The organism is Ochrobactrum sp. S1502_03, assembly GCF_044435015.1.
Lineage (GTDB): Bacteria > Pseudomonadota > Alphaproteobacteria > Rhizobiales > Rhizobiaceae > Brucella > Brucella chromiisoli.
Genome location: NZ_JAYEXN010000001.1, coordinates 261,710 through 283,936 on the forward strand (window position 1 = coordinate 261,710; position 22,227 = coordinate 283,936).

The following is a 22,227-nucleotide window of genomic DNA, read 5'->3' on the forward strand; positions in this document are numbered from 1 at the left end:
AAGCGGATCTGCTGGACTGTTGTCAATTTTGTCCGTCCGGTGCAACCGTCCCGAAAGGCCGCAAAAGCCCGGGAATGACCCGGGCTTGAGCGTTTACGGACAAGGCTTACGACTTTTTCTTGTCGTCGTCGATTTCTTCATAATCGGCGTCAACGACATCGTCGTTTGAAGAAGCCTGCTCAGCACCGGCAGCACCACCTTCTTCCGCAGCCTGTGCTGCTTCGTACATGGCCTGACCAAGCTTCATCGAAGCTTCGGCAAGAGTCTGGGTCTTCGCCTTGATATCTTCAGCATTGTCGCCTTCAAGCGCGGTCTTCAGCGCTGCAATTGCGCTTTCGATTGCCTGCTTGTCTTCTGCCGAAACCTTGTCACCATATTCCTTCAGTGACTTTTCAGACGAATGAACGAGGCTTTCACCCTGGTTCTTGGCTTCAACAGCATCGCGACGCTGCTTGTCAGCTTCCGCGTTTGCTTCCGCGTCCTTGACCATCTTTTCGATGTCGGCGTCCGAAAGACCACCCGATGCCTGAATGCGGATCTGGTGTTCCTTGCCGGTGCCCTTATCCTTGGCAGACACGTTCACAATACCGTTGGCGTCGATATCGAAGGTGACTTCGATCTGCGGAACGCCGCGTGGTGCCGGAGGAATGCCAACGAGGTCGAACTGGCCGAGAATCTTGTTGTCGGCAGCCATTTCTCGTTCGCCCTGGAAGACGCGGATCGTCACAGCCGACTGATTGTCTTCAGCGGTCGAGAAAGTCTGCGACTTCTTGGTCGGGATCGTGGTGTTGCGTTCGATCAAGCGTGTGAACACGCCACCGAGCGTTTCAATGCCGAGCGAAAGCGGAGTTACGTCGAGCAGCAGAACGTCCTTGACGTCGCCCTGCAGAACGCCGCCCTGAATGGCTGCACCCATGGCAACAACTTCGTCCGGGTTCACGCCCTTGTGCGGTTCCTTACCGAAGAACTGCTTCACGACTTCCTGGATCTTCGGCATACGGGTCATACCGCCAACCAGAACCACTTCATCAATGTCGCCAGCCTTGAGGCCTGCATCCTTGAGCGCTGCCTTGCATGGCTCGACCGTGCGCTGCACGAGATCATCAACCAGGCTTTCGAACTTCGAACGCGAAAGCTTGATGGCAAGGTGCTTCGGACCAGTCTGGTCAGCGGTGATGAACGGCAGGTTGATTTCGGTCTGCTGTGCCGACGAAAGTTCGATCTTTGCCTTTTCAGCAGCTTCCTTCAGGCGCTGCAGAGCAAGCTTGTCGTTCTTCAGATCGATGCCGCTTTCCTTCTTGAACTCAGCAACGAGGTATTCGACCAGACGCATGTCAAAGTCTTCACCACCGAGGAAGGTATCACCATTGGTGGACTTCACTTCAAATACGCCGTCGCCGATTTCGAGAACCGACACGTCGAACGTACCACCACCAAGATCGTAAACAGCAATCGTCTTGCCTTCGCTCTTGTCGAGACCATAGGCGAGAGCTGCAGCGGTTGGTTCGTTGATGATACGCAGAACTTCAAGACCAGCGATCTTGCCGGCATCCTTGGTTGCCTGACGCTGCGCATCGTTGAAGTAAGCCGGAACCGTGATAACGGCCTGCGTAACAGTTTCACCGAGGTAAGATTCAGCGGTTTCCTTCATCTTCTGAAGGATCATCGCGGAAACCTGCGATGGGGAATATTTCTTGCCGTGAACTTCAACCCAGGCATCGCCATTGTCGCCCTTGACGATCTTGTAAGGCACAAGATCCTTGTCCTTGGTGACCATTGGGTCATCAAAGCGGCGGCCAATCAGGCGCTTTACGGCAAACAGAGTACCTTCAGGGTTCGTGACCGCCTGACGCTTCGCAGGCTGACCAGCGAGGCGTTCGTCACTATCGCTGAAAGCGATAATCGAAGGCGTGGTGCGCGCACCTTCGGCATTTTCAATGACCTTCGCGCTTTTTCCGTCCATGACGGCGACGCAGGAGTTGGTCGTTCCCAGATCGATACCAATAACTTTAGCCATATTTCTCTCCATTCAGCAAACCGCCAAAACCTCTACCGAGCGTTCCATGAGCGGTTCCTATCAATTTCACAATGCCTGCTTCAAGGTGTGATGTCGGGAAGTGTTTTTCAAGCCGCCCGCCTTTTATCAAAGCCTGTGTGAGGCGTATATAAGAAAGGGTCTTTTTCACTGCAAGTCACAAGCGGCCTGACAAAGAAAGATTTCTTCCTGACAATTGTTCCAGTCACACAAATCAGACGTTCACAAAGCCGTCGCTTTTACCAGCGCGATATATTGCATCGATAAATTTCTGATTAGCCTTCGAGTTTTCCAGAGAAAACAGCATCACGCTTTCCCCTTTCGTGGCACGCACAAAGTTTTCGGCCTGAAGCTGATAGTGATTTATATCGGAAAATGACCATTCTGTCGCCTCCGTATGCCCGGCATTATGAAGTGTGATGCGGCCATGACCATATTTGCCGGTGTTGAAGGGCGCATGCACTTCGATAAAGCCTTTGTCACCGTGAAAAACCATGGTCTGACGACCGGCAAGCTGGGTGGCAACATAAAAGCTTAGATCAAAACCATCAAAGCGTGCCGACACATTGGCATAACGATCCGTACCAAACTTCGGATCGAACTCGACCGTCGCCTGAACCGAGAGCGGCTCTTTCTCTGTCACCATGCGCGTCACAACGGTTGGATAAACACCAATATCCGGCAGCACACCGCCGCCCAGTTCCGGCTGATTGCGCATATTGGTCGGATCATTGTTGAAATAGCTAAAAGCTCCCTGGACATGGCGCAGCGTGCCAATCGCGCCGTCTGTGAGAAGATGACGCAACTTGATCCATTGTGGATGGTAATAAACCATGAAGGCTTCGGCTATTGTCACTTTGTGCTTGTTGCGGGCTGCAATCAGCTGATCAATGTCGTCGGCTTTCAGCGCAATCGGCTTTTCGCAAAGCACGTGTTTGCCAGCCTGCGCAGCTTTGAGTGTCCATTCGATGTGCTGCGAGGTAGGCAACGGGATATAAACGCCATCCACTTCATCGCTTGCCAACAACTCTTCATAGGAACCGAAGGCCAGCGGTGCCCCAAAACGGTCCGCCACAGCGCGGGCACGCGCCAGATCGCGGCTGGCGATTGCATGAACAACACCATTGTCAGATACACAAAGTGCCGGAATAACCTGTGTGACGCCAATCTTAGCGGTGGAAAGAATACCCCAACGAAACATGCTATTCCTCTCTTTGAAGTTCATCGCTCGTATCCCCCATGGTTCGACAACCAGTTCCGGCCAGTACTCAAGCGCGCGTTGAGCTTTAACATTGTATGTATTGCGGTTATCGATGACACGATTGGGGCGTAAGAGGAATGAAAAAATGTCTTTGAGACCGAAAGGCGCGTGAACACATACCGTTCCGTCTGTTTCAAGCCTTGCGCCCACACATTGTGCAATTGCGGGATATCGTTCGATTGATTGCGTAGCGGAATAAAGCGGTTCATAAGGCTGGCCAAAATGTTGCTCAAACCACAAATGAACCCGAGCCTGGTTCCGTATTTCTACGGGCAGAGGAAAATCTTCGAATCGTATGGCACCTCTATCGATAAACTCACTCTCAGCTCCCCATGAACAATCACCGGCATCAAAATAGGCTATATCGATATCTTTGATGCCATATCCCGACGACCGCTCCGTCAATGCATTCCATACCGTATTATAAAGTGCTCCCGACACGATCCAACAATCGGGTAATTTCAAGTCACGAGCTCGATGCAAGGCATCTCTCAAAAGCGGATCATTCAAAATGATCTTTATGAAAAGTTCCTCTTGCGCGTTTGGTTCTAGACAGGAATGACGCAAATGTTTCAATGAAATCTCCTGACTTAAAAAATGACATAATAAAAAGACCCTGCAAATAGCAGAGTCCTTTATTTTCCATATAAAAAATACGCTTACATCTTCCGCAGCGCACGCGGTGCAAGGGTTAACAGGCCAAGAAGCGTCATGATTACGCCTACCCAAAGCGGCGCATACAGGCTGTAACCTGACGACAGTGCAAAGCCACCCGCCCATGGGCCAAGCGCCAGTCCGATATTGATGACCGATGCATGCATGGCATTGACCAGTGCACCCGGATGCGCGATTCGCATCACACGGGCAATGAAAGCCGGATTGAGCGCAATACCCGTCAGACCAATCATGACAATTGCCAGCACCGTGGCAAATTTCAGCTCGGCAAACAGTGCAAAGATCACCATCGCAGCCAGCATGATCAGAATGCCAATGAAAATAGTTGCAATCGTATGGCGGTCCGCAAAGCGCCCGATGACATAATTGCCGATAATATTGGCCGCGCCGTAGACCGCCAGCAGGAGTGGCAATTGCGCTTCCTCAAAGCCTGCAAGCTGCGCCGTGATCGGCGACAGGTAGCTATAGACCGAAAATGATGCGCCAATCACCAGCGCGCTGGTTGCATAAGCGCCCCAGAGTTTCGGCTTGCGCATTTCGTTGAGTTCGGAGCGTAAGTTGACCTCGGCATTGTCTGGCCTCGCTTCAATTTTGAGCGCAATCACCAGCGCACAGAACAAAACCAGCACCACAATCGCCCAGAAACTGGCCCGCCAGCCAAAGCTGTTGGTGATGGCGGTTGCGAGCGGCACGCCCAAAACCGTGCAAAGCATCAGCCCCGCAAAGACCAGCGAGGATGCACGACCGCGCAGTTCAGGCACCACCAGCTTCGCGGTGATTGCCAGCATCAGACCGAAACTGGTCGCCGCCGCCATGCCGGTGAGAACACGCGCCACCAGCATCACATGAAAATTACTTGTTAAAGCAGCAATACTTTGCGCCACAGCGTAAAAAATCAAAAGGAACAGCAGACCACGCTTGTTCTCAATTTTCAGCGCTAAAAACAGCACCGTCACCAGTGGACCGCCAATCGTCATGCCCAGAGCATAGACTGAAATCAAGTTGCCGATATCGGAGATGGAACGTCCGAAGGCTTGCTGAAGGGCGGGCATCATGCCCGAAATCATCAGTTCGGACGTTGTCAGCGCAAAAATGCCCAGCGTCAAGCAATAGACCACCAGAGGAATGGCGCGCGCCTGATTTGAGGACGTAGAAACCCCTTCCGCCGCAAGGGCAGAATCACACACTTCGTTCATGGGACGAATCCTATTTATATAGTCGGTACTACATAATGCATAACGCCTTGCTACGGCGCGTCAAGGGAATTATATATAACCAACTATAGAAAGGGAGAAAAATGGTTCCGCGAGGGCGTCCACGCAGCTTCGACCGCGATGCTGCATTGGAAAAAGTCATGAAGGTTTTCTGGAGCAAAGGTTATGAATGTGCCCAGATCAACGACTTCACAGCCGCGATAGGCATCACGCCGCCGAGCTTTTACGCGGCCTTTGGCAACAAGGAGCAGGCGTTTCGCGAAGCTGTGGACTATTATCGCCGTACCATTGGTGCCGCCCCTTTTGAGGCGCTTGAAAACGCGTCAACCATTCAGGATGGTATGCGGCAATGGCTGGAATTGAGCGCTGACAGCGCCTTTGAATGTCCGGCTGGCGGCTGCATGATCAGTGTCAGTTCCATCCAGTGCAAGCCGGAAAACGTGCCGGTAAAGGAATTTCTGAAAGCTGTGCGCCATAGCAATCATGAGCGGCTGTCCCATCGCCTTGAACGCGCTGTTGCCGATAAAGATCTGCCTGCAAGCACTGACCTGACGCAAATGAGCGAATTTTATCACATGATCCAGCAAAGCATTTCCTTTGAAGCACGCGATGGCAATTCGCGCGCCGCCGTTCAAAAGATCATCGATATGGCAATGCTCGCCATGCCTATACGGCACGCCGCCCAAAAGCATGAACCGGTTTAAAGCAAAAGCCCGGCTTGAAGCCGGGCTTTTTATTTTATGCTTATCCGCGAAGAACGCCGCCGGTCTGTTTGGTGACACTTGCGATCACCTGCTTTGACAAGGTTTCCAGATCTTCGTCGGTCAGCGTGCGGTCCTGTGGCTGCAACACCACTTCAACCGCAATCGACTTCTTACCTTCACCCAGCGAAGCGCCGGTGAAGATGTCAAAGACCTGAACGCCAACGATCAGCTTCTTGTCAGCCGAAGAAACGGCCTTCATCACGCTGCCTGCTTCAACGCTTGCATCCACCACGAAAGCGTAGTCACGCTTGAGGCTCTGGAACTGCGAGAGGTTCAAGGCTGGCTTGGTGCGGGTTGCCTTGGCTTTCGGCTCAGGGATCGCATCGATATAGATTTCAAAGCCGCACAGTGCGCCCGAAACATCAAGCGCTTCCAGCGTATCGGGATGGAACTCGCCAAAATAGCCCAAAACCACCTTGGGGCCGAGCTTCAACGTGCCCGAACGACCGGGATGGAACCATGCTGGCCCACCGGCTTCGATCTGGATGCGGTCAACCGGTGCACCGGCTGCTTCAAGGGCTGCGAGTGCATCGGCTTTCGCATCAAACACACCAACAGGTGCTGCATTGCCTGACCAGAAACGGCCCGAGCCTTCAACACCAGCCGTGCCGCGACGGATACCGCCTGCCACACGGCGCTGCTGTTCCGGCTTGTCGCCTTCATAGATGCCCGAGACTTCAAACAAGGCCGTATCGCCAAAGCCACGATCCGCGTTGCGCTGTGCGGCTGCAAGCAGGCCCGGCAAAAGCGAAGGACGCATATCCGACATATCGGCTGCAATCGGGTTGGCCAGCTTCAATTCCGGCTTGCCTCCGCCAAAGGCTTTGGCCTGTGCTTCGGAAATGAAGGAATAGGTCACAGCTTCCATCATGCCGCGCGAAGCAAGCGTGCGGCGTGCCAGACGCGTGCGGATTTGCAGCGTCGTCAGAATACGGCCATTAACCGTGCCAAGGCCCGGCAGCGGCTGCGGTGCAATCTGGTTGATGCCATGAATACGCATGACTTCTTCAACGAGATCGGCCTTGCCTTCCACGTCACCGCGCCATGTTGGCACGGTTGCCTTGATGAGTTTGCCATCGCCTTCAACGCCAAATCCAAGGCGCTTCAAAATGTCAAAAGATGCGTCATAGGAAACGTCGATACCGGTCAGGCGCTTGACTTCCGAAACCGGGAAATCAATCACCCGTGCGCTTGGAGCCTTATAACCAACCACGTCGAGAACCGTTGGCTGACCGCCGCACAGTTCAAGCACGAGCTTCGTTGCCAGTTCTGCGCCCGGAACCATCATTTCCGGATCAACACCGCGCTCAAAACGATAACGTGCATCGGTGACGATGCCCAGCTCACGACCCGTGCGCGCAATCATGCGCGGATCCCAAAGGGCCGACTCAATCAGCACATCGACAGTATTTTCATCGCAGCCGGAATGCTCACCGCCCATGATACCGGCAATCGATTCAGGACCGTTATCATCGGCGATCACATACATGCCCGGCTTGAACTTATAGTCTCGCTGGTCGAGACCGAGAATGGTTTCGCCATCCTTTGCCGCGCGCACTGTCAGGTTGCCCTTGACCTTGGCCGCATCAAACACATGCAACGGACGGCCTTGATCGAATGTGACATAATTGGTGATGTCCACCAGCGCATTGATCGGGCGCAGGCCAATGTCTTTCAGGCGCTGCTGCATCCATTTCGGGCTTGGGCCATTCTTCACGCCCTTGACCATGCGCAGTGCAAAACCTGTGCAGAACGGATTTTCCGCATCCTGATCAAGAATGATCTTAACCGGCGTTTCGCCTTCGCCTTTGACAGCTTCCGGCAGGGTGTTCTTGAGCGTGCCAAGACCAGCGGCTGCCAAATCGCGTGCAATGCCGCGAATGCCGGTGCAATCCGCACGGTTCGGCGTCAGGCCGATTTCGATAATCGGATCGTCAATGCCGAGATAGCTTGCGAAGCTTGTGCCAACTGGCGCATCTTCGGGCAGATCGATAATGCCATTATGCTCGTCAGACAATTCCAGCTCGCGCTCGGAACACATCATGCCGAAGCTTTCAACGCCCCGGATTTTGCCAACCGACAGCGTAACATCAAGGCCCGGCACATAATCGCCCGGACGACCCAGAACACCGACCAGACCAGCACGCGCATTGGGTGCGCCGCAAACGACCTGAACTGGCTGGCCCTCGCCCGTATCAACCGAGAGAACGCGCAGCTTGTCAGCATCCGGGTGCTGAACCGCGCTCACCACCTTGGCGATTTTGAAAGCTTTGAAAGCGGCGCGGTCATCGACCCCATCCACTTCCAGACCAATATCGGTCAGTTTTTCGACGATCTGGTCGAGCGTTGCTTGCGTGTCAAGGTGATCCTTGAGCCAGGAAAGTGTGAATTTCATGTGTCTGTTCCTTCCTGTCTTTATGCGCTCAGACCGCCGAACAGCGTCGGCAAATCGAGTGGACGGAAACCGTAATGGTTGAGCCAGCGCACATCAGCATCGAAGAAGGCGCGCAGATCAGGCATGCCGTATTTCAGCATAGCGATACGGTCGATCCCCATGCCCCATGCAAAGCCCTGATAGACATCAGGATCATAGCCCGAAGCGCGCAGCACATTCGGATGCACCATGCCGCAGCCCAGAATTTCGAGCCAGTCATTGCCTTCGCCAAACTTCACATGCGGGCCGGAACGGTCGCACTGAATATCCACTTCCACCGATGGCTCGGTGAAGGGGAAGAAGCTCGGGCGCATGCGCATCGTGACATTAGGCACTTCGAAGAAAGCTTTGCAGAACTCTTCCAGCACCCATTTCATATTGGCGACATTGGCCGATTTATCGACGACCAGACCTTCGACCTGATGGAACATCGGCGAATGGGTGGCGTCCGAATCCATGCGATAGGTTTTGCCCGGAATGACGATGCGGATCGGCTCGTCGCGGCCTTCCTTATCGCGAATCGCCGCAAACTTCTCCATCGTGTGCACCTGCACGGGCGAAGTATGCGTGCGCAACAATTTGCGCTCACCCTTCTCGTCTGGATTGAAGAAGAACGTGTCGTGCATTTCGCGCGCCGGATGACCTTCGGGAAAGTTCAGCGCCGTGAAATTATAATAGTCGGTCTCGATATCCGGGCCTTCGGCAATCGAAAACCCCATATCCGCGAAAATCGCCGTGATTTCATCGACAACCTGAGAGATTGGATGGATGCGGCCACGCGAGACTGCACTTTCGCGAACAGGAAGTGTCACATCGAGTTTTTCACGCTCAAGGCGCGCAGCAATCGCTTGTTTGCGCAGCTCTGTTTTGCGCTCGTTAAGTGCTTCTGTGACGCGGTTCTTCAGACCGTTGATGGCAGGTCCCTGCGCCTGACGCTCTTCCGGCGTCATCGAACCCAGCGTCTTCAGCTTTTCAGAAATCGTGCCTTTTTTGCCAAGGCTAGCCACGCGCACCGCTTCAATCGAAGGCTCGTCGCTGGCCGCAGCGATTTCACCCATGATCGTTTGTTCGAGTTGTTCAAGATCGCTCATCTATTTACGTCCCTGTCGTGCTTGCGGCACTCCACGCCTCTTGTTTATTTGCGTCCCTGTCGTGCCTGCGGCACTCCACGCCTCTTGTTTATTTACGTCCCTGTCGTGCCTGCGGCACTCCACGCCTCTTGTTTATTTGCGTCCCTGTCGTGCCTGCGGCACTCCACGCCTCTTGTTTATTTACGTCCCTGTCGTGCCTGCGGCACTCCACGCCTCTTGTTTATTTACGTCCCTGTCGTGCTTGCAGCACTCCACGCCTCTTGTTTTAGCTTCACTGTCGCGCCGCTGGCATCAGATACGAAAGAAAAACCCGCGCCAGCCGAGCCAGCGCGGGTTCCCAAAATTAACAATATCGCTTCGGGAAGGCGGCTGGCTTAGCGAACAGCGCCTTCAAAAGCGTTTGGTGTCTCGGTGTTCTTGAGGTACTCAAGAGCCTTCTTTGCAGAAGCAACCAGCGCACCGAACGCATCAGGTTCATGGATTGCGATGTCGGAAAGAACCTTACGGTCGATTTCGATACCAGCCTTTGCAAGACCATCGATGAAACGGCCATAGGTCAGGCCCTGTTCGCGGACAGCAGCGTTGATACGCTGAATCCACAGAGCGCGGAACGTGCGCTTGCGATTCTTGCGATCGCGGTAAGCATATTGCTTCGAACGATCAACAGCAGCCTTAGCGGTGCGAATCGTATTTTTACGACGGCCGCGGAAACCGGAAGCCTGCTCGAGAACTTTTTTGTGCTTGGCGTGGGAAGTTACGCCGCGTTTTACACGTGCCATGTTATGATCTCCTTAGAGGATAGACGGCTTAGAGGCCGTTAGGCAGGAACTGTTTTACGATCTTCGCATCTGCTTCCGAGAGCACCATGGTGCCGCGTGCATCGCGAATGAACTTGTTCGAGCGCTTGATCATGCCATGGCGCTTGCCTGCAGCCGCAGCTACAACCTTGCCAGTGCCAGTGATTTTGAACCGCTTCTTAGCAGCCGATTTGGTCTTCATCTTGGGCATTTTGCTACTCCTTTGTTTAGTCCCCGTCGTGCTTTCAGCACTTCACGCCTCTTAATATTTGCGATCCCCCTCGTGCCATTCGGCACTCGACGTCTCTTGTATTGAGCGGCGTCCGTCCTGCAAAAGACCGGAACCTTGTTTGACTCCCGGACCGACCAAGTCCGAAAAGCATACGAAACCGCCACGGCATGCCCTGCCGGGCGGTTCGAACGCGGCCTTATAGGCTTAAAGGCCAGAAAACGCAATGCCTGAATCAGCCCGAATTGCACGCAATCGCGCCTGATTTTCAATAAAGACGCAGCAAAATCGGCAATGCGTGGATGTTTTGCAGATATTCGATAAGCTCAAAGAACGGATAAGCCACAAAGAACACCAGTCCATCGGTAAATGTCCGATAAAGCCGGTCCGGTTTTACCAGCAGCGCATCCTCGTCGCGGAATGCGGAAAAGCGCGGAAAGAATCGCGGTACACGTGCGCAATAATCCGCGTAAGGCTTTCCGAAATTGGCTTTGAGAAACTTCTCTTCCGTGCGGATGACAATCGAAAAAGCCAGATAACACAGCACGCCAAAGGCCAGAGCAATAATGAAGCTGCCTGTCTGAGCGCCGATGCCGATCGCGCCGATGCTGCTGAACACATAAAGCGGGTTGCGGGTGAGCGAATAAGGACCGGTCTGCACGATTTCCGCGCTTTTGCGCCCACCGATATAAAGCGTGCACCACATACGACCGAGAATGGCCGCAACGATGAGGCTTATGCCGAAAGCTTCGATATATTCATGCAAATACCCATCGGATTGGGAACTCACAAACAGAAGGGCCACGACAAGAAGCCCTATAACAATGGCAATCGCAAGACGGCGTCTTTGCTGATACTTGCCCAGTTCGCCCAAAGTTTTCATGTTAATCTCTAACTGCTGAAATGTTGGAGCAACGAAAAGCCGCCCAAAGGCGGCTTTTCAAAGGCAGAGTTTTAAATTTAGCGCGGAGCCAGAACCATCATCATCTGGCGGCCTTCGAGCTTTGGCTCGGACTCCACCTTGGCGATGTCAACAGTATCTTCCTTCACGCGCAACAGAAGCTTCATACCAAGCTCCTGGTGGGCCATTTCACGGCCACGGAAACGAAGAGTTACCTTGACCTTATCGCCCTCTTCAAAGAAACGCAGCGCAGCCTTCATCTTCACTTCATAATCATGCGTGTCGATGTTCGGTCGCATCTTAATTTCTTTGATTTCGACCGTTTTCTGCTTCTTGCGTGCTTCGGAGGCTTTTTTCTGATTCTGATACTTCAGCTTACCGAGATCCACGATCTTACATACCGGCGGCTCGGCATTGGGCACGATCTCGACAAGATCGAGACCCGCTTCTTCTGCCATCGCAATAGCGTCTTGCGTCGGGATGCTGCCGTGGTTAAGGCCTTCGGCATCGATAAGCTGGACCCGGGGAACCCGGATATCACGGTTGGAGCGCGGTCCGTCTTTCTGGACCGGCGTCGCTCTGAACGGTCGGCGAATGGTCGTTATCTCCTGATTATTAACGTCATAGGCGGCTTAACTTCATGGCCCGCGACGGCCTTTTCCCATCAAACCCCTGTTTAACGCGGAAATGTGGTCAAGCGAGCGGTAAAGTCAATAGCATCTTTGACAGGGAAAATCACCCCCGACAAATAAAGAAGTATTTCGGGAGCGTTGAGCGACATATCGGTCACATTGCTCAATATTTCAAGGCAATGAGGTTTTCTAAGGCTCTCATAAATGGCAAATGAAAATCATGGGATCGCGATTGCTCTAATCAGGAGGCACAAAATGAGCGAAGCACAGCCGGACTTTATTGATATCGATGGTGTAGACATTGCCGTTCGCAACCGTGTCGGACATCATGCACCGGGTGTCGTCTGGCTTGGCGGCTACCGTTCCGACATGCTTGGAACCAAGGCCATTGCTCTTGATGAATGGGCAGAAAAGACCGGGCGCTCCGCTTTGCGGTTTGATTATTCAGGCCATGGCTCTTCGGGCGGCGACTTCAATCAGGGTACAATCTCACGCTGGCTGAATGAAAGCCTCAGCGTGTTGGACAAATATGCGAAGGGGCCGCAGATCCTCGTCGGATCCTCCATGGGCGGCTGGATCGCATTGCGCATGGCGCAAGAGCTTAAAAAGGCTGGCAAGTCTCCGGCAGGAATCATTCTGATTGCGCCTGCGCCCGACTTTACCGCCGAACTTGTCGAACCATCGCTGACCGACGCACAGAAGAAAGACCTGATCGCACAAGGCTATTTTGAAGAGCCTTCGGAATATTCGCCAAATCCCTACATCTATACCCGTGCGCTGATGGAAGACGGACGCAACAATCTCGTACTCAAGGGCATTATCGAAACAGGTTGTCCGGTGCATATTCTGCAAGGGATGCAGGATGAGGCCGTGCCCTATCAACATGCGCTGAAACTCGTTGAACATCTGCCGGTGGATGATGTGACGCTGACGCTCGTGCGCGATGGTGATCATCGTCTGTCGCGCCCGCAGGACCTTGAGCTGCTGATCCGCACGGTTTCCGGCCTTGCCGAACGCTTATCGACAGGGGCATAGCGATGCGCTTTTCGGTTTTTGCTTCTTCGACCGTGGCGGCGATTGTCGGCTTTGGCGGCACGCTGGCGCTTATTATTGCGGCAGCAAAGGTGCTTGGTGCAACCCAGGCCGAAACCGCAAGCTGGGTGACGGCGGCCTGCCTTGCCATTGCCGGCTCTTCCGCATGGCTCAGTGTGCGTTACAAAATGCCGATTATCGCGGCATGGTCCACGCCAGGACTGGCTTTGATCGGTGCAAGTGTTGGCTTCACCATGCCGGAGGCCGTGGGCGCGTTTATCGTTACATCCATCGCATTGATTGCAACCGGGCTTATCCGCCAGCTTTCCACGCTTGTCTCCCGCATTCCGTCTTCCATCGCATCGGGTATGCTGGCAGGCGTTCTTCTCAGCTTTGTCATTGCGGCAGCCAAAGCCGTACCGCTCGACCCTTCGTTCGTTTTGCCGATGGTGGTTCTGTTCTTTGTCGTGCGCCTGTTTAACCCGTCGCTTGCCGTTATTGCCGTGCTTGTGCTCGGTATGGCCTATGCCTTGATATCAGGGCGCGCACCGCAATTGCCTGCGCCGGAAATTTCGACGCTCACGATGATCTGGCCGGAATTTCACATGGGCGCGATCATCGGGCTGGCGCTGCCGCTTTATATCGTGACAATGGCCTCGCAGAACCTGCCGGGTTTTGCCGTTTTGCGCGCTTCCGGCTATGAGCCGCCAACAGGCCCGGCCTTGCAAGTGACCGGGCTTTTCTCGCTGATTTCTGCTCCATTTGGTGCTGCAACAAGCAATCTCGCAGCAATCTCCGCAGCGCTCTGCACCGGCCCCGATGCGCATCCCGACCCCAAAAAACGCTGGATGACGGGTCCTGTCTATGCCGCTCTTTATGTGTTGTTTGCCCTGTTCGGCGCGTCACTGGTTGCAATCTTCGCCGTGCTGCCTGCAACACTGATTGCCCTTGTGGCGGGCCTTGCGCTGACTGGCCCCTTCATCAATGCCATGGCGCTCGCCCTCAAACATGAAGAAGAGCGGCTTGCTGCGGTCATAACATTTGCTGTGACGGCTTCCGGCATCGCTTTTTTCGGTGTCGGATCCGCCTTCTGGGCATTGCTGGCAGGGCTTGGTGTGGCAACACTCGAACATTTGCGCAAAAAAATTCCGAGATAATCACATTGGTTAGCACCCACTAAGCGCGATTGAGCCGAGGATATTCTTGAAAAGCCGCAATTGGTTCACCACGTCCATTTCAAGCCGCGAGATCAGCAAACGGCCCGGAATTCACGGAGTAGACCATGACCAATTCTGCATTGATCCGCCCCGCATGGACACCAGCGACGATTGCGCTGATGGTGCTGGGTTTTATCTTCTTCTGGCCGCTTGGCCTTGCCATGCTCGCCTATATCATCTGGGGCGATCGCCTTGGTGATTTCAAACGCCAAGTGAACGAAAAGACCGACTCGATGTTTGGCTCTTTCAGAAACTGCGGCAAAAGTGAAAGCTTCGGCTTTGGCGGTTCAACCGGCAACGCTGCTTTCGATGACTGGCGTCGTGAAGAACTTGAGCGCCTGGCGGAAGAACGTCGCAAGCTTGAAGAAGCCCGCGCCGATTTCGAAGCCTATGCGCAGGAACTTCGCCGTGCCCGCGACAAGGAAGAGTTTGACCGCTTCATGAATGAGCGTCGCGCCAATGGCAAACGCACGCCAGCGAAGAACAACAGCAATGATGTCACGGATATCTAAACAGTCATTATCTCAAACGGCGCGGTTTCTCCGTGCCGTTTTTGTCGAGTTGTAGAAAAAATTCTGGCTTTTTTCGCGAATCACTTATCTCTAAGCGATGGGCTTTTCCTTATTTCGTTCCTCCCCGGCCAAAAAGTCGGCGACTGTCAGAAGCGAACGCATTCATGCGGTCGCGGGACGTGAATTGCCTTTGCGCGTGCTGGAAAACCCGCGCGCCAAACGTTTGACCCTGCGCATTGAAACCGGCGGCAAAGGGCTGCGCGTCACCATTCCACCGGGTTTGCCCGACCGCGAGGTGCAGAGTTTTTTAATCCGTCATGAAGGCTGGATCGAAAGCCGCATTGCAAAAATTCCAGATCAGGCTGGTGTTCGTGCAGGTGTGAAAATACCCATTCGCGGTGTGCCGCACCTCATCACCCATCAGCCCGGACGTGGCACTGTGGATTTGCTGGAAGGCAATATTCTGCTTGTTCATGGCGATCCCGCACATCTTGCGCGGCGTGTCAGCGATTACCTCAAGCGCGAAGTCAAACGTGACATCGAGCAACTGGTGGCCCGCCACACGGCAACCGTAGGCCGAAAAGCCAAAGCGGTGCGTTTCAAGGATACCAAAAGCCGATGGGGATCGTGTACCTCTGACGGCGTGCTTTCCTTTTCATGGCGCATCGGCATGGCGCCTTCGCCTGTGATCAATTATCTCGTCGCCCATGAAGTGGCGCATCTCATCGAGATGAACCACGGGCCAAAATTCTGGAAACTCTGCCAGGAGCTTTGCCCCGATACCGAGCGCTGCAAAGCATGGCTCAAGCGCAATGGCAGCGCATTACAGGCTATCGATTTTACATGACATCAAACATTCAAAATGCAGCACGTATGCTATGGGATTACCATTGCCTCTGCGATGAACTTCAGCCGGCCGATGTTATCATCGGATTGGGCAGCTATGATAGCCGCGTTGCAAAACATGCAGCAGAACTCTTCAAGCAGGGCCTTGGCACATGGCTCATGTTCACAGGCCATAGCGGCAACTGGACCAAAGGGCTTTACAAGGCATCGGAAGCCGAGGCTTTTGCAGAAATCGCGCTTGCTGAAGGTGTGCCGCAAAGCGCGATCATCATCGAACCGAATGCCACAAATATTGGCGAGAATATTCGCTTCGCACGCGACAGAATGGTGGCCGGTGCCATCAGCGCGATTTTTGTCACCAAGCCACAAACACAACGCCGGGTGCGTGCAACGGTTGACCGACAGTGGCCGGAAGCCAAGTCTTTTGTGACCGCACCGCCGACCTCTTTTGAAGATCAGCCGACATCGGGCCATGATTTTGAAAAGCTGGTGCGCGAAATGACAGGCGATCTCAGACGCATTCTGGAATATCCGGCTCTGGGATTTCAGATTGCGCAGGCAGTTCCCCTTGCGGTCATGGAAGCGTATGATACCCTGATTGCTGAGGGCTATGATGACGCGGGTCCTCGCAGTGAAGCCGGAACAGCTTGAGTCGCGCCGCAATATGTGCGACGGAAACGCCATGGTTTTTGATATAAAAATATGCGGCCTCAAAACGCCTGAAGCAGTTGATGCTGCGCTCAACGGCGGAGCGACGCATATTGGCTTTATCTTCTTTCCCAAAAGCCCGCGGCATCTCACACCCGCCGATGCCGGTCTCCTGCGTGAAGCAGCAAAAGGCCGCGCCAAAGTGGTTGCTGTGAGCGTTGATGCGGACGACGAAACGCTGGATGAAATCGTTCGTGCCTCAAAGCCTGACATGCTGCAACTGCACGGCCACGAGACGCCGGAACGTGTGGCGGATGTAAAAAAGCGCTATGGCCTGCCGGTGATCAAGGCTTTTGCTGTGCGTGAGGCGTCAGATTTTGACGTGATTGCGCCTTATAAAGGCATTGCGGATCGTTTTCTTTTTGACGCCAAACCGCCAAAAGGATCAGAGCTTCCGGGCGGCAATGGTGTATCGTTTGACTGGGCATTGCTCGATGCGCTTGACGCGGACGTCGATTACATGCTTTCCGGTGGACTAAATGCGGGCAACATTGCCGAGGCGCTGCAAAAAACGCATGCGCCGGGTATTGATGTATCGTCCGGTGTAGAGCGTGCGCCCGGTGAAAAGGACGTGCGTCTCATTATGGAATTCTTTCAGGCTGCGTCTGATACAAGACTTTAGCCTGCACATGACGGAGTGGCAGCAGTGAACAAGCCGGTTGAACCCAATTCCTATAAAACAGGCCCGGATGAAGAAGGCATGTTCGGCATTTTTGGCGGACGCTTTGTCGCCGAAACGCTGATGCCGCTTATCCTCGAATTGCAGGAAGCCTATGAGACGGCAAAGAACGATCCTGAATTTCAGGCCGAGCTTTCCAATCTCTCGACCTATTATGCCGGTCGTCCGTCAAAACTTTATTATGCTGAAGGCTTAACCAAGCATTTGGGCGGCGCAAAAATTTACTTCAAGCGCGAAGACCTGAACCACACCGGCAGCCACAAGATCAACAATTGCCTTGGCCAGATTCTGCTTGCCAAGCGCATGGGCAAAACCCGCATCATCGCTGAAACCGGCGCTGGTCAGCACGGCGTTGCATCGGCAACTGTTGCCGCCCGTTTCGGCCTGCCTTGCGTGGTCTATATGGGCGCCACCGACGTTGAACGTCAGAAGCCGAATGTTTTCCGCATGAAGCTGTTGGGTGCCGAAGTCAAGCCGGTCACGGCTGGCAATGGCACTCTCAAAGATGCCATGAACGAAGCGCTTCGTGATTGGGTCACCAATGTCGAAGACACCTATTATCTGATCGGCACTGCTGCCGGTCCGCATCCTTATCCGGAACTCGTGCGCGATTTCCAGTCGGTGATCGGTACCGAAGCGCGCAAGCAGATTCTTGAACAGGAAGGCCGTCTGCCAGATGTGATTATCGCAGCTGTCGGCGGCGGATCGAACGCAATCGGTCTGTTCCATCCGTTCCTTGACGACACGTCGGTCAAGATTGTCGGTGTTGAAGCGGGCGGTCGCGGTCTCGACGGCGTTGAGCATTGCGCATCAATGAATGCAGGCAGCCCCGGCGTTCTGCATGGCAACCGCACCTATCTTCTGCAAAATGAAGACGGCCAGATTCTCGAAGGCCATTCGGTTTCCGCCGGTCTTGATTATCCGGGCGTTGGTCCTGAACATTCATGGCTCAAGGATAGTGGCCGCGTTGACTATGTGCCGATCCTTGATGATGAAGCGCTGGAAGCTTTCCAGCTTTGCACCCGCGTTGAAGGCATTATTCCGGCACTTGAATCAGCCCATGCGATTGCGCAAGCTGTGAAGATGGCACCCACCATGGGCAAAGATCAGGTGATGATCATCAATCTTTCCGGTCGCGGTGACAAGGATGTTCACACGGTCGGGCAGTTGCTCGGCATGGAAATGTGAGGATCGTATGAGCGATACTGTCGCCGACACCAACATCTACAGACCGCGCGCCGCATGGTTCGACGGGTTGACGGCGTGTGGTTCGGCGACGATCAAGCTCAACATCATTGAAGCCGATCCGTCCAATCCGCTTGCAGAGGCAGCTGTTGGCATCGCCCGCAGGCAGATTGCAGCCGCAGCAGACAGGCTTGAGCATACGCCGCATCTGGGTGCTGGCTTTGCCATTCTGCATCAGGGCGAAGAAAGCCTGTGGCTGTTGCTGCACTGGTGGCTGGAAGGCGGCATCGCAACGCAGATTCTCTGGCAATCGGACCTCGGCGACGAGATCGAATTTGAACCAGCGCAGCCTTTGCTGATGGCCTGTGTCTGGGAACTGGGAATCATCGACTTTGAACGGCGTGCCTGGATGGAGACGGCTATGTCCGGCCAATCCACCGCCGATTATCTTACGCGCATTTTGCCACGGGGCACGGTATGACCACACGCATTGACACCAAATTTGCAGCGCTCAAGTCCGAAGGACGTCCGGCACTGGTCACTTATTTCATGGGCGGCGACCCGGATTATGCGACATCGCTTGCCGTCATGAAGGCGCTTCCCAAAGCCGGTTCCGATGTGATCGAGCTTGGGATGCCTTTTTCTGATCCGATGGCCGATGGTCCGGCCATTCAGGCAGCCGGTCTTCGTTCGCTTGAAGCGGGCCAGACACTGAAGAAAACGCTGCAACTGGCAGCGGATTTCCGCAAAGAAGACAACACGACGCCAATCGTTTTGATGGGCTATTACAACCCGATCTATATTTATGGCGTTGAGCGCTTCCTTGCTGATGCCAAGACGTCCGGCGTTGACGGTTTTATCGTTGTCGATCTGCCATCCGAAATGGACAAGGAACTGTGCATTCCGGCCACGAATGCAGGTCTTAATTTCATCCGGCTGACCACGCCCACCACCGACGACAAGCGCCTGCCAAAAGTGCTGCATAATTCGTCGGGCTTTGTCTATTACGTCTCAATGAACGGTATTACCGGCTCGGCCATTGCCGACACAACACGGGTTGCCGATGCTGTGCGCCACATCAAGAAGAGCACCGATCTGCCGATCTGCGTTGGCTTTGGCGTGAAGACGCCGGAGCAAGCTGCCGCCATTGCCGAAGCTGCGGACGGCGTTGTTGTTGGCACTGCGATCGTCAAAGCAGTCGCGGACGAACTCGATGAAAATGGCAAGGTTAAGGGTGATCCGGTAACAGCGGTTACCAAACTTGTCAGTGCATTGGCTGCAAGTGTTCGAGCAACACGCCTTGAAGCTGCCCAATAAATCGTCCATTTAGACATTTAGTTAGTTTTGAAGAAGAAGAAACGGAATCAAACGTCATGAACTGGATCACCAACTACGTTCGTCCAAAGATCAATTCGATGCTCGGACGTCGCGAGATGCCGGAAAATCTTTGGATCAAGGATCCATCGACCGGCGAAATGGTGTTCCATAAGGATCTTGAGAGCAATCAGTTCGTGATTCCCGGCTCGGGCCATCACATGCGCATCAAGGCCAAGGACCGGCTGCGTTTCTTCTTCGACAATGGCGAATATACGACGCTGGAAAGCCCGAAGGTTCCGACCGACCCGCTGAAATTCCGCGACGAAAAGAAATATATCGACCGTCTCAAGGATTATCGTTCGCGCACCGGCATGGAAGACGCGATCATCAATGGTCTTGGCACGATTGAAGGTCTGCCGATTGTCGCAACCGTTCAGGATTTCGGCTTCATGGGCGGCTCACTCGGCATGGGTGCCGGTGAAGCGATCATTCAGGGCTTTGAAAAGGCCATTGAACTCAAACGTCCGCTGGTTCTTTTTGCTGCTTCGGGCGGCGCGCGTATGCAGGAAGGCATTCTCTCGCTTATGCAGCTTCCGCGCACCACTGTTGCTGTGGAAATGCTCAAAGAAGCGGGCCTGCCTTATATCGTCGTTCTTACCAACCCGACCACAGGTGGCGTGACTGCCTCCTATGCAATGCTGGGTGATATCCACATTGCAGAACCGGGTGCATTGATCGGCTTTGCCGGTCCACGCGTGATCGAACAGACCATTCGCGAAAAGCTGCCGGAAGGCTTCCAGAGTGCTGAATATCTGATGGAGCACGGCATGGTTGACATGGTGGTTTCGCGTCTTGAACTGAAATCGACCATTGCAAGCCTGCTCAAAATCATGACCAAGCAACCAGCCAATGCAGACAAACCTGGAACGACCCCGGCCCCGCAAAAGCAACAGGCTAATAACAAGGCAGCGTAATCGTGACAGGAAAAGCTGATGCCGTCATCGAACGGCTGATGCAATTGCATCCAATGGGTTTCGATTTCACACTGGATCGTATTCGCGATCTGTTGGAGAAACTCGGCAATCCGCACCTTAAATTGCCCCCTGTGATCCATGTTGCAGGAACGAACGGTAAGGGATCTGCGACCGCCTTCAGCCGCGCACTTCTGGAAGCGGGCGGCTTCGGTGTTCACGTCCATACCTCGCCGCATCTCGTCAATTGGCACGAGCGCTATCGTCTTGCTTCGCCCAATGGCTCAAAGTTTGTCTCTGATGACGTTTTGGCCGAAGCAGTCGAGCGGGTAGAGCGTGCGAATGGGGACAGCCCAATCACTGTTTTCAAGATCATGACTGCTGTTGCTTTTGTTCTGTTTTCTGAACATCCAGCGGATGCTGTCATTATGGAAGTGGGTCTTGGCGGCAAGCTTGATGCGACCAATGTCATTGTCGATCCAGCCGTGTCTCTGATCATGCCCGTTTCGATTGATCATCAGGCATTCTTAGGCGATAGTATTGAACTCATAGCTGCCGAAAAAGCCGGGATTATTAAACAAGACTGTCCTGTCGTTATCGGCTTTCAGCCCTTTGCAGCAGCACGCGAGGTGCTGATCTCGACCGCAGAAAGGCTCGATTGCCCGCTTTCAATCTATGGTCAGGATTTCCTTGCCTATGAGGAACATGGCCGCATGGTGTTTCAGAACGAGCGCGGGCTGATCGATCTGCCGCTGCCGCGTCTGCCGGGGCGTCACCAGCTTGCCAATGCTGCCGCTGCCATAGAAGCCGTGCAGATGGCAGGCTTCACCATTACCGAAAAGGCCATTGAAAAAGCCATGATGGTTGTGGACTGGCCTGCACGTATGCAGCGTCTCACACACGGAAAACTCGTTGATCTGGCGCCAGCAGCGTCTGAAATCTGGCTTGATGGCGGCCATAATCCCGGAGCAGGCCTTGTAATCGCCGAGGCCCTTGGCGAGCTTGAGGAGCGCTCAACACGCCCTTTGTTTCTGATTACAGGGATGATCAAAGACAAAGATCCGGTAGGCTATTTTGAAGCCTTTGCAGGGCTTGCGCGCCATGTCTTTACTGTATCAATAAAATCAAACGACAAGACAATTCCAAACACCGAACTTGCTGTCAGCGCACAGAAAGCCGGGCTTTCGGCTGAACCTGTGCATTCAGTCGAAAACGCACTAAAGATTTTACGTGATACATGGCCTCATGATGAAGCCCCGCCGCGCATCCTGATCGGTGGTTCACTATATCTTGCGGGCGAAGTCCTACGCGACAATGGAACACCGCCCGTTTAACAAAAAACCCGGCATCAAGGCCGGGTTTTTTATATCTCAAAGACTTGCTGATTAAGCAGCAGAAGCCTTGATCCAGTCAGCAAGGCGGCTCTTTGGAGCAGCGCCAACCATGTTGGCGGCAAGTTCGCCATCCTTGAACATCAAAAGCGTCGGGATCGAACGCACGCCGAACTGTGCTGCGAGTTCTGGGTTTTCGTCGATATTGACCTTGGCGATCTTGACCTGACCGGCCATTTCAGCGGCGATTTCGTCCAGAGCCGGGGCGATCATCTTGCAAGGACCACACCATTCAGCCCAGAAATCAACGACGACAGGCTCGCTCGACTGAAGAACGTCCGACTGAAAATTGCTGTTATCGACTTTTACGGTTGCCATAGGGCTATCCTCATATCT

The 22,227-nt window shown here is 54.0% G+C and carries 22 protein-coding genes and 1 pseudogene; 12 read left to right on the forward strand and 11 right to left on the reverse strand.

Going from position 1 to position 22,227, the window contains the following annotated elements; translation table 11 throughout:
• Positions 1–106: 106 nt before the first annotated feature.
• The 4 genes and pseudogenes from dnaK to VBH83_RS01240 all read right to left on the reverse strand — a co-directional run bounded on the left by dnaK (position 107) and on the right by VBH83_RS01240 (position 5,167).
• The gene (gene dnaK, locus VBH83_RS01225; protein ID WP_265982503.1) at positions 107–2,017 is read right to left on the reverse strand and encodes a molecular chaperone DnaK; all 1,911 of its coding nucleotides are present in this window, start codon (positions 2,015–2,017) and stop codon (positions 107–109) included.
• Positions 2,018–2,249: 232 nt separating this feature from the next.
• Positions 2,250–3,236 (reverse strand): Gfo/Idh/MocA family protein, encoded by a 987-nt coding sequence (locus tag VBH83_RS01230; protein WP_265983810.1) that lies wholly within the window; start codon positions 3,234–3,236, stop codon positions 2,250–2,252.
• A gap of 57 nt (positions 3,237–3,293) precedes the next feature.
• Positions 3,294–4,025 (reverse strand): annotated as a pseudogene (locus VBH83_RS01235) (nucleotidyltransferase family protein); the annotation flags it as partial.
• Positions 3,956–5,167 (reverse strand): MFS transporter, encoded by a 1,212-nt coding sequence (locus VBH83_RS01240; protein WP_265982501.1) that lies wholly within the window; start codon positions 5,165–5,167, stop codon positions 3,956–3,958. The gene VBH83_RS01240 and the pseudogene VBH83_RS01235, both read right to left, overlap by 70 nt.
• 101 nt (positions 5,168–5,268) lie before the next feature.
• Between VBH83_RS01240 and VBH83_RS01245 the strand changes: the two genes are divergently transcribed.
• A complete protein-coding gene (locus VBH83_RS01245) occupies positions 5,269–5,889 on the forward strand; it encodes a TetR/AcrR family transcriptional regulator (protein ID WP_265982500.1) in 621 nt (206 codons plus the stop codon).
• A gap of 40 nt (positions 5,890–5,929) precedes the next feature.
• Here the strand turns inward: VBH83_RS01245 and pheT are convergent, their stop codons facing one another.
• From pheT to infC, 6 genes are all read right to left on the reverse strand, one after another.
• Complete coding sequence (pheT, locus tag VBH83_RS01250) at positions 5,930–8,344, reverse strand: phenylalanine--tRNA ligase subunit beta (protein WP_265982499.1); 2,415 nt, start codon at positions 8,342–8,344, stop codon at positions 5,930–5,932.
• 20 nt (positions 8,345–8,364) lie between these two features.
• Positions 8,365–9,474 (reverse strand): phenylalanine--tRNA ligase subunit alpha, encoded by a 1,110-nt coding sequence (gene pheS, locus VBH83_RS01255; RefSeq protein WP_265982498.1) that lies wholly within the window; start codon positions 9,472–9,474, stop codon positions 8,365–8,367.
• A gap of 374 nt (positions 9,475–9,848) precedes the next feature.
• Positions 9,849–10,253 carry a 50S ribosomal protein L20 gene (gene rplT / locus VBH83_RS01260; protein WP_265982496.1) on the reverse strand — a complete coding sequence of 135 codons (405 nt, stop codon included), beginning with the start codon at positions 10,251–10,253 and terminating at the stop codon, positions 9,849–9,851.
• 28 nt (positions 10,254–10,281) lie between these two features.
• Positions 10,282–10,482, reverse strand: coding sequence for a 50S ribosomal protein L35 (rpmI, locus tag VBH83_RS01265; RefSeq protein ID WP_024898386.1), 201 nt, complete (start codon positions 10,480–10,482; stop codon positions 10,282–10,284).
• A 286-nt stretch (positions 10,483–10,768) separates the two neighbouring features.
• Positions 10,769–11,383: an isoprenylcysteine carboxylmethyltransferase family protein gene (locus VBH83_RS01270; protein WP_265982492.1), complete on the reverse strand. Its 615-nt coding sequence runs from the start codon at positions 11,381–11,383 to the stop codon at positions 10,769–10,771.
• 77 nt (positions 11,384–11,460) lie between these two features.
• Positions 11,461–11,997 carry a translation initiation factor IF-3 gene (gene infC / locus VBH83_RS01275; RefSeq protein ID WP_265983809.1) on the reverse strand — a complete coding sequence of 179 codons (537 nt, stop codon included), beginning with the start codon at positions 11,995–11,997 and terminating at the stop codon, positions 11,461–11,463.
• 291 nt (positions 11,998–12,288) lie between these two features.
• Between infC and VBH83_RS01280 the strand changes: the two genes are divergently transcribed.
• The 11 genes from VBH83_RS01280 to VBH83_RS01330 all read left to right on the forward strand — a co-directional run bounded on the left by VBH83_RS01280 (position 12,289) and on the right by VBH83_RS01330 (position 21,834).
• Entirely contained in the window at positions 12,289–13,068 is a 780-nt protein-coding gene (locus tag VBH83_RS01280) for an alpha/beta hydrolase (RefSeq protein ID WP_396995990.1), read from the forward strand.
• A gap of 2 nt (positions 13,069–13,070) precedes the next feature.
• Positions 13,071–14,222 (forward strand): benzoate/H(+) symporter BenE family transporter, encoded by a 1,152-nt coding sequence (locus VBH83_RS01285; RefSeq protein WP_265982489.1) that lies wholly within the window; start codon positions 13,071–13,073, stop codon positions 14,220–14,222.
• A gap of 125 nt (positions 14,223–14,347) precedes the next feature.
• Positions 14,348–14,794 (forward strand): DUF2852 domain-containing protein, encoded by a 447-nt coding sequence (locus VBH83_RS01290; RefSeq protein ID WP_396995992.1) that lies wholly within the window; start codon positions 14,348–14,350, stop codon positions 14,792–14,794.
• A 97-nt stretch (positions 14,795–14,891) separates the two neighbouring features.
• Positions 14,892–15,641, forward strand: a complete 750-nt coding sequence (locus VBH83_RS01295; RefSeq protein WP_265982486.1) for a M48 family metallopeptidase — start codon at positions 14,892–14,894, stop codon at positions 15,639–15,641.
• Positions 15,638–16,291, forward strand: coding sequence for a YdcF family protein (locus VBH83_RS01300; protein WP_396995994.1), 654 nt, complete (start codon positions 15,638–15,640; stop codon positions 16,289–16,291). Before VBH83_RS01295 ends, VBH83_RS01300 begins: the two co-directional genes overlap by 4 nt.
• A 31-nt stretch (positions 16,292–16,322) precedes the next feature.
• Positions 16,323–16,970, forward strand: a complete 648-nt coding sequence (locus VBH83_RS01305; RefSeq protein WP_265982484.1) for a phosphoribosylanthranilate isomerase — start codon at positions 16,323–16,325, stop codon at positions 16,968–16,970.
• Positions 16,971–16,994: 24 nt separating this feature from the next.
• Entirely contained in the window at positions 16,995–18,215 is a 1,221-nt protein-coding gene (gene trpB / locus VBH83_RS01310) for a tryptophan synthase subunit beta (protein WP_265982483.1), read from the forward strand.
• A 7-nt stretch (positions 18,216–18,222) separates the two neighbouring features.
• Positions 18,223–18,693 (forward strand): hypothetical protein, encoded by a 471-nt coding sequence (locus VBH83_RS01315; RefSeq protein ID WP_265982482.1) that lies wholly within the window; start codon positions 18,223–18,225, stop codon positions 18,691–18,693.
• The gene (gene trpA / locus VBH83_RS01320) at positions 18,690–19,529 is read left to right on the forward strand and encodes a tryptophan synthase subunit alpha (RefSeq protein ID WP_265982481.1); all 840 of its coding nucleotides are present in this window, start codon (positions 18,690–18,692) and stop codon (positions 19,527–19,529) included. The genes VBH83_RS01315 and trpA overlap by 4 nt, the downstream gene beginning before the upstream one ends.
• Before the next feature lie 56 nt (positions 19,530–19,585).
• Positions 19,586–20,503 (forward strand): acetyl-CoA carboxylase, carboxyltransferase subunit beta, encoded by a 918-nt coding sequence (gene accD / locus VBH83_RS01325; protein ID WP_396995997.1) that lies wholly within the window; start codon positions 19,586–19,588, stop codon positions 20,501–20,503.
• A gap of 38 nt (positions 20,504–20,541) precedes the next feature.
• Complete coding sequence (locus VBH83_RS01330; protein WP_265983808.1) at positions 20,542–21,834, forward strand: folylpolyglutamate synthase/dihydrofolate synthase family protein; 1,293 nt, start codon at positions 20,542–20,544, stop codon at positions 21,832–21,834.
• A 51-nt stretch (positions 21,835–21,885) separates the two neighbouring features.
• Here VBH83_RS01330 and trxA read toward each other — a convergent pair whose 3' ends face one another.
• On the reverse strand, positions 21,886–22,209 hold the full coding sequence (gene trxA / locus VBH83_RS01335; protein WP_007872546.1) for a thioredoxin: 324 nt from the start codon (positions 22,207–22,209) through the stop codon (positions 21,886–21,888).
• Positions 22,210–22,227: the final 18 nt, after the last annotated feature.

Excerpts from the sequence above, each read along its gene's own strand:
- VBH83_RS01240 (WP_265982501.1), bottom strand. The coding sequence starts at position 5,167 with ATGAACGAAGTGTGTGATTCTGCCCTTGCGGCGGAAGGGGTTTCTACG.
- VBH83_RS01280 (WP_396995990.1), top strand. The coding sequence starts at position 12,289 with ATGAGCGAAGCACAGCCGGACTTTATTGATATCGATGGTGTAGACATT.
- VBH83_RS01305 (WP_265982484.1), top strand. The coding sequence starts at position 16,323 with ATGGTTTTTGATATAAAAATATGCGGCCTCAAAACGCCTGAAGCAGTT.
- VBH83_RS01290 (WP_396995992.1), top strand. The coding sequence starts at position 14,348 with ATGACCAATTCTGCATTGATCCGCCCCGCATGGACACCAGCGACGATT.
- VBH83_RS01295 (WP_265982486.1), top strand. The coding sequence starts at position 14,892 with ATGGGCTTTTCCTTATTTCGTTCCTCCCCGGCCAAAAAGTCGGCGACT.
- VBH83_RS01330 (WP_265983808.1), top strand. The coding sequence starts at position 20,542 with ATGCAATTGCATCCAATGGGTTTCGATTTCACACTGGATCGTATTCGC.
- rpmI (WP_024898386.1), bottom strand. The coding sequence starts at position 10,482 with ATGCCCAAGATGAAGACCAAATCGGCTGCTAAGAAGCGGTTCAAAATC.
- trxA (WP_007872546.1), bottom strand. The coding sequence starts at position 22,209 with ATGGCAACCGTAAAAGTCGATAACAGCAATTTTCAGTCGGACGTTCTT.
- VBH83_RS01245 (WP_265982500.1), top strand. The coding sequence starts at position 5,269 with ATGGTTCCGCGAGGGCGTCCACGCAGCTTCGACCGCGATGCTGCATTG.
- accD (WP_396995997.1), top strand. The coding sequence starts at position 19,586 with ATGAACTGGATCACCAACTACGTTCGTCCAAAGATCAATTCGATGCTC.
- pheT (WP_265982499.1), bottom strand. The coding sequence starts at position 8,344 with ATGAAATTCACACTTTCCTGGCTCAAGGATCACCTTGACACGCAAGCA.
- VBH83_RS01285 (WP_265982489.1), top strand. The coding sequence starts at position 13,071 with ATGCGCTTTTCGGTTTTTGCTTCTTCGACCGTGGCGGCGATTGTCGGC.
- VBH83_RS01270 (WP_265982492.1), bottom strand. The coding sequence starts at position 11,383 with ATGAAAACTTTGGGCGAACTGGGCAAGTATCAGCAAAGACGCCGTCTT.
- VBH83_RS01315 (WP_265982482.1), top strand. The coding sequence starts at position 18,223 with ATGAGCGATACTGTCGCCGACACCAACATCTACAGACCGCGCGCCGCA.
- rplT (WP_265982496.1), bottom strand. The coding sequence starts at position 10,253 with ATGGCACGTGTAAAACGCGGCGTAACTTCCCACGCCAAGCACAAAAAA.
- VBH83_RS01230 (WP_265983810.1), bottom strand. The coding sequence starts at position 3,236 with ATGTTTCGTTGGGGTATTCTTTCCACCGCTAAGATTGGCGTCACACAG.
- trpA (WP_265982481.1), top strand. The coding sequence starts at position 18,690 with ATGACCACACGCATTGACACCAAATTTGCAGCGCTCAAGTCCGAAGGA.
- pheS (WP_265982498.1), bottom strand. The coding sequence starts at position 9,474 with ATGAGCGATCTTGAACAACTCGAACAAACGATCATGGGTGAAATCGCT.
- VBH83_RS01300 (WP_396995994.1), top strand. The coding sequence starts at position 15,638 with ATGACATCAAACATTCAAAATGCAGCACGTATGCTATGGGATTACCAT.
- dnaK (WP_265982503.1), bottom strand. The coding sequence starts at position 2,017 with ATGGCTAAAGTTATTGGTATCGATCTGGGAACGACCAACTCCTGCGTC.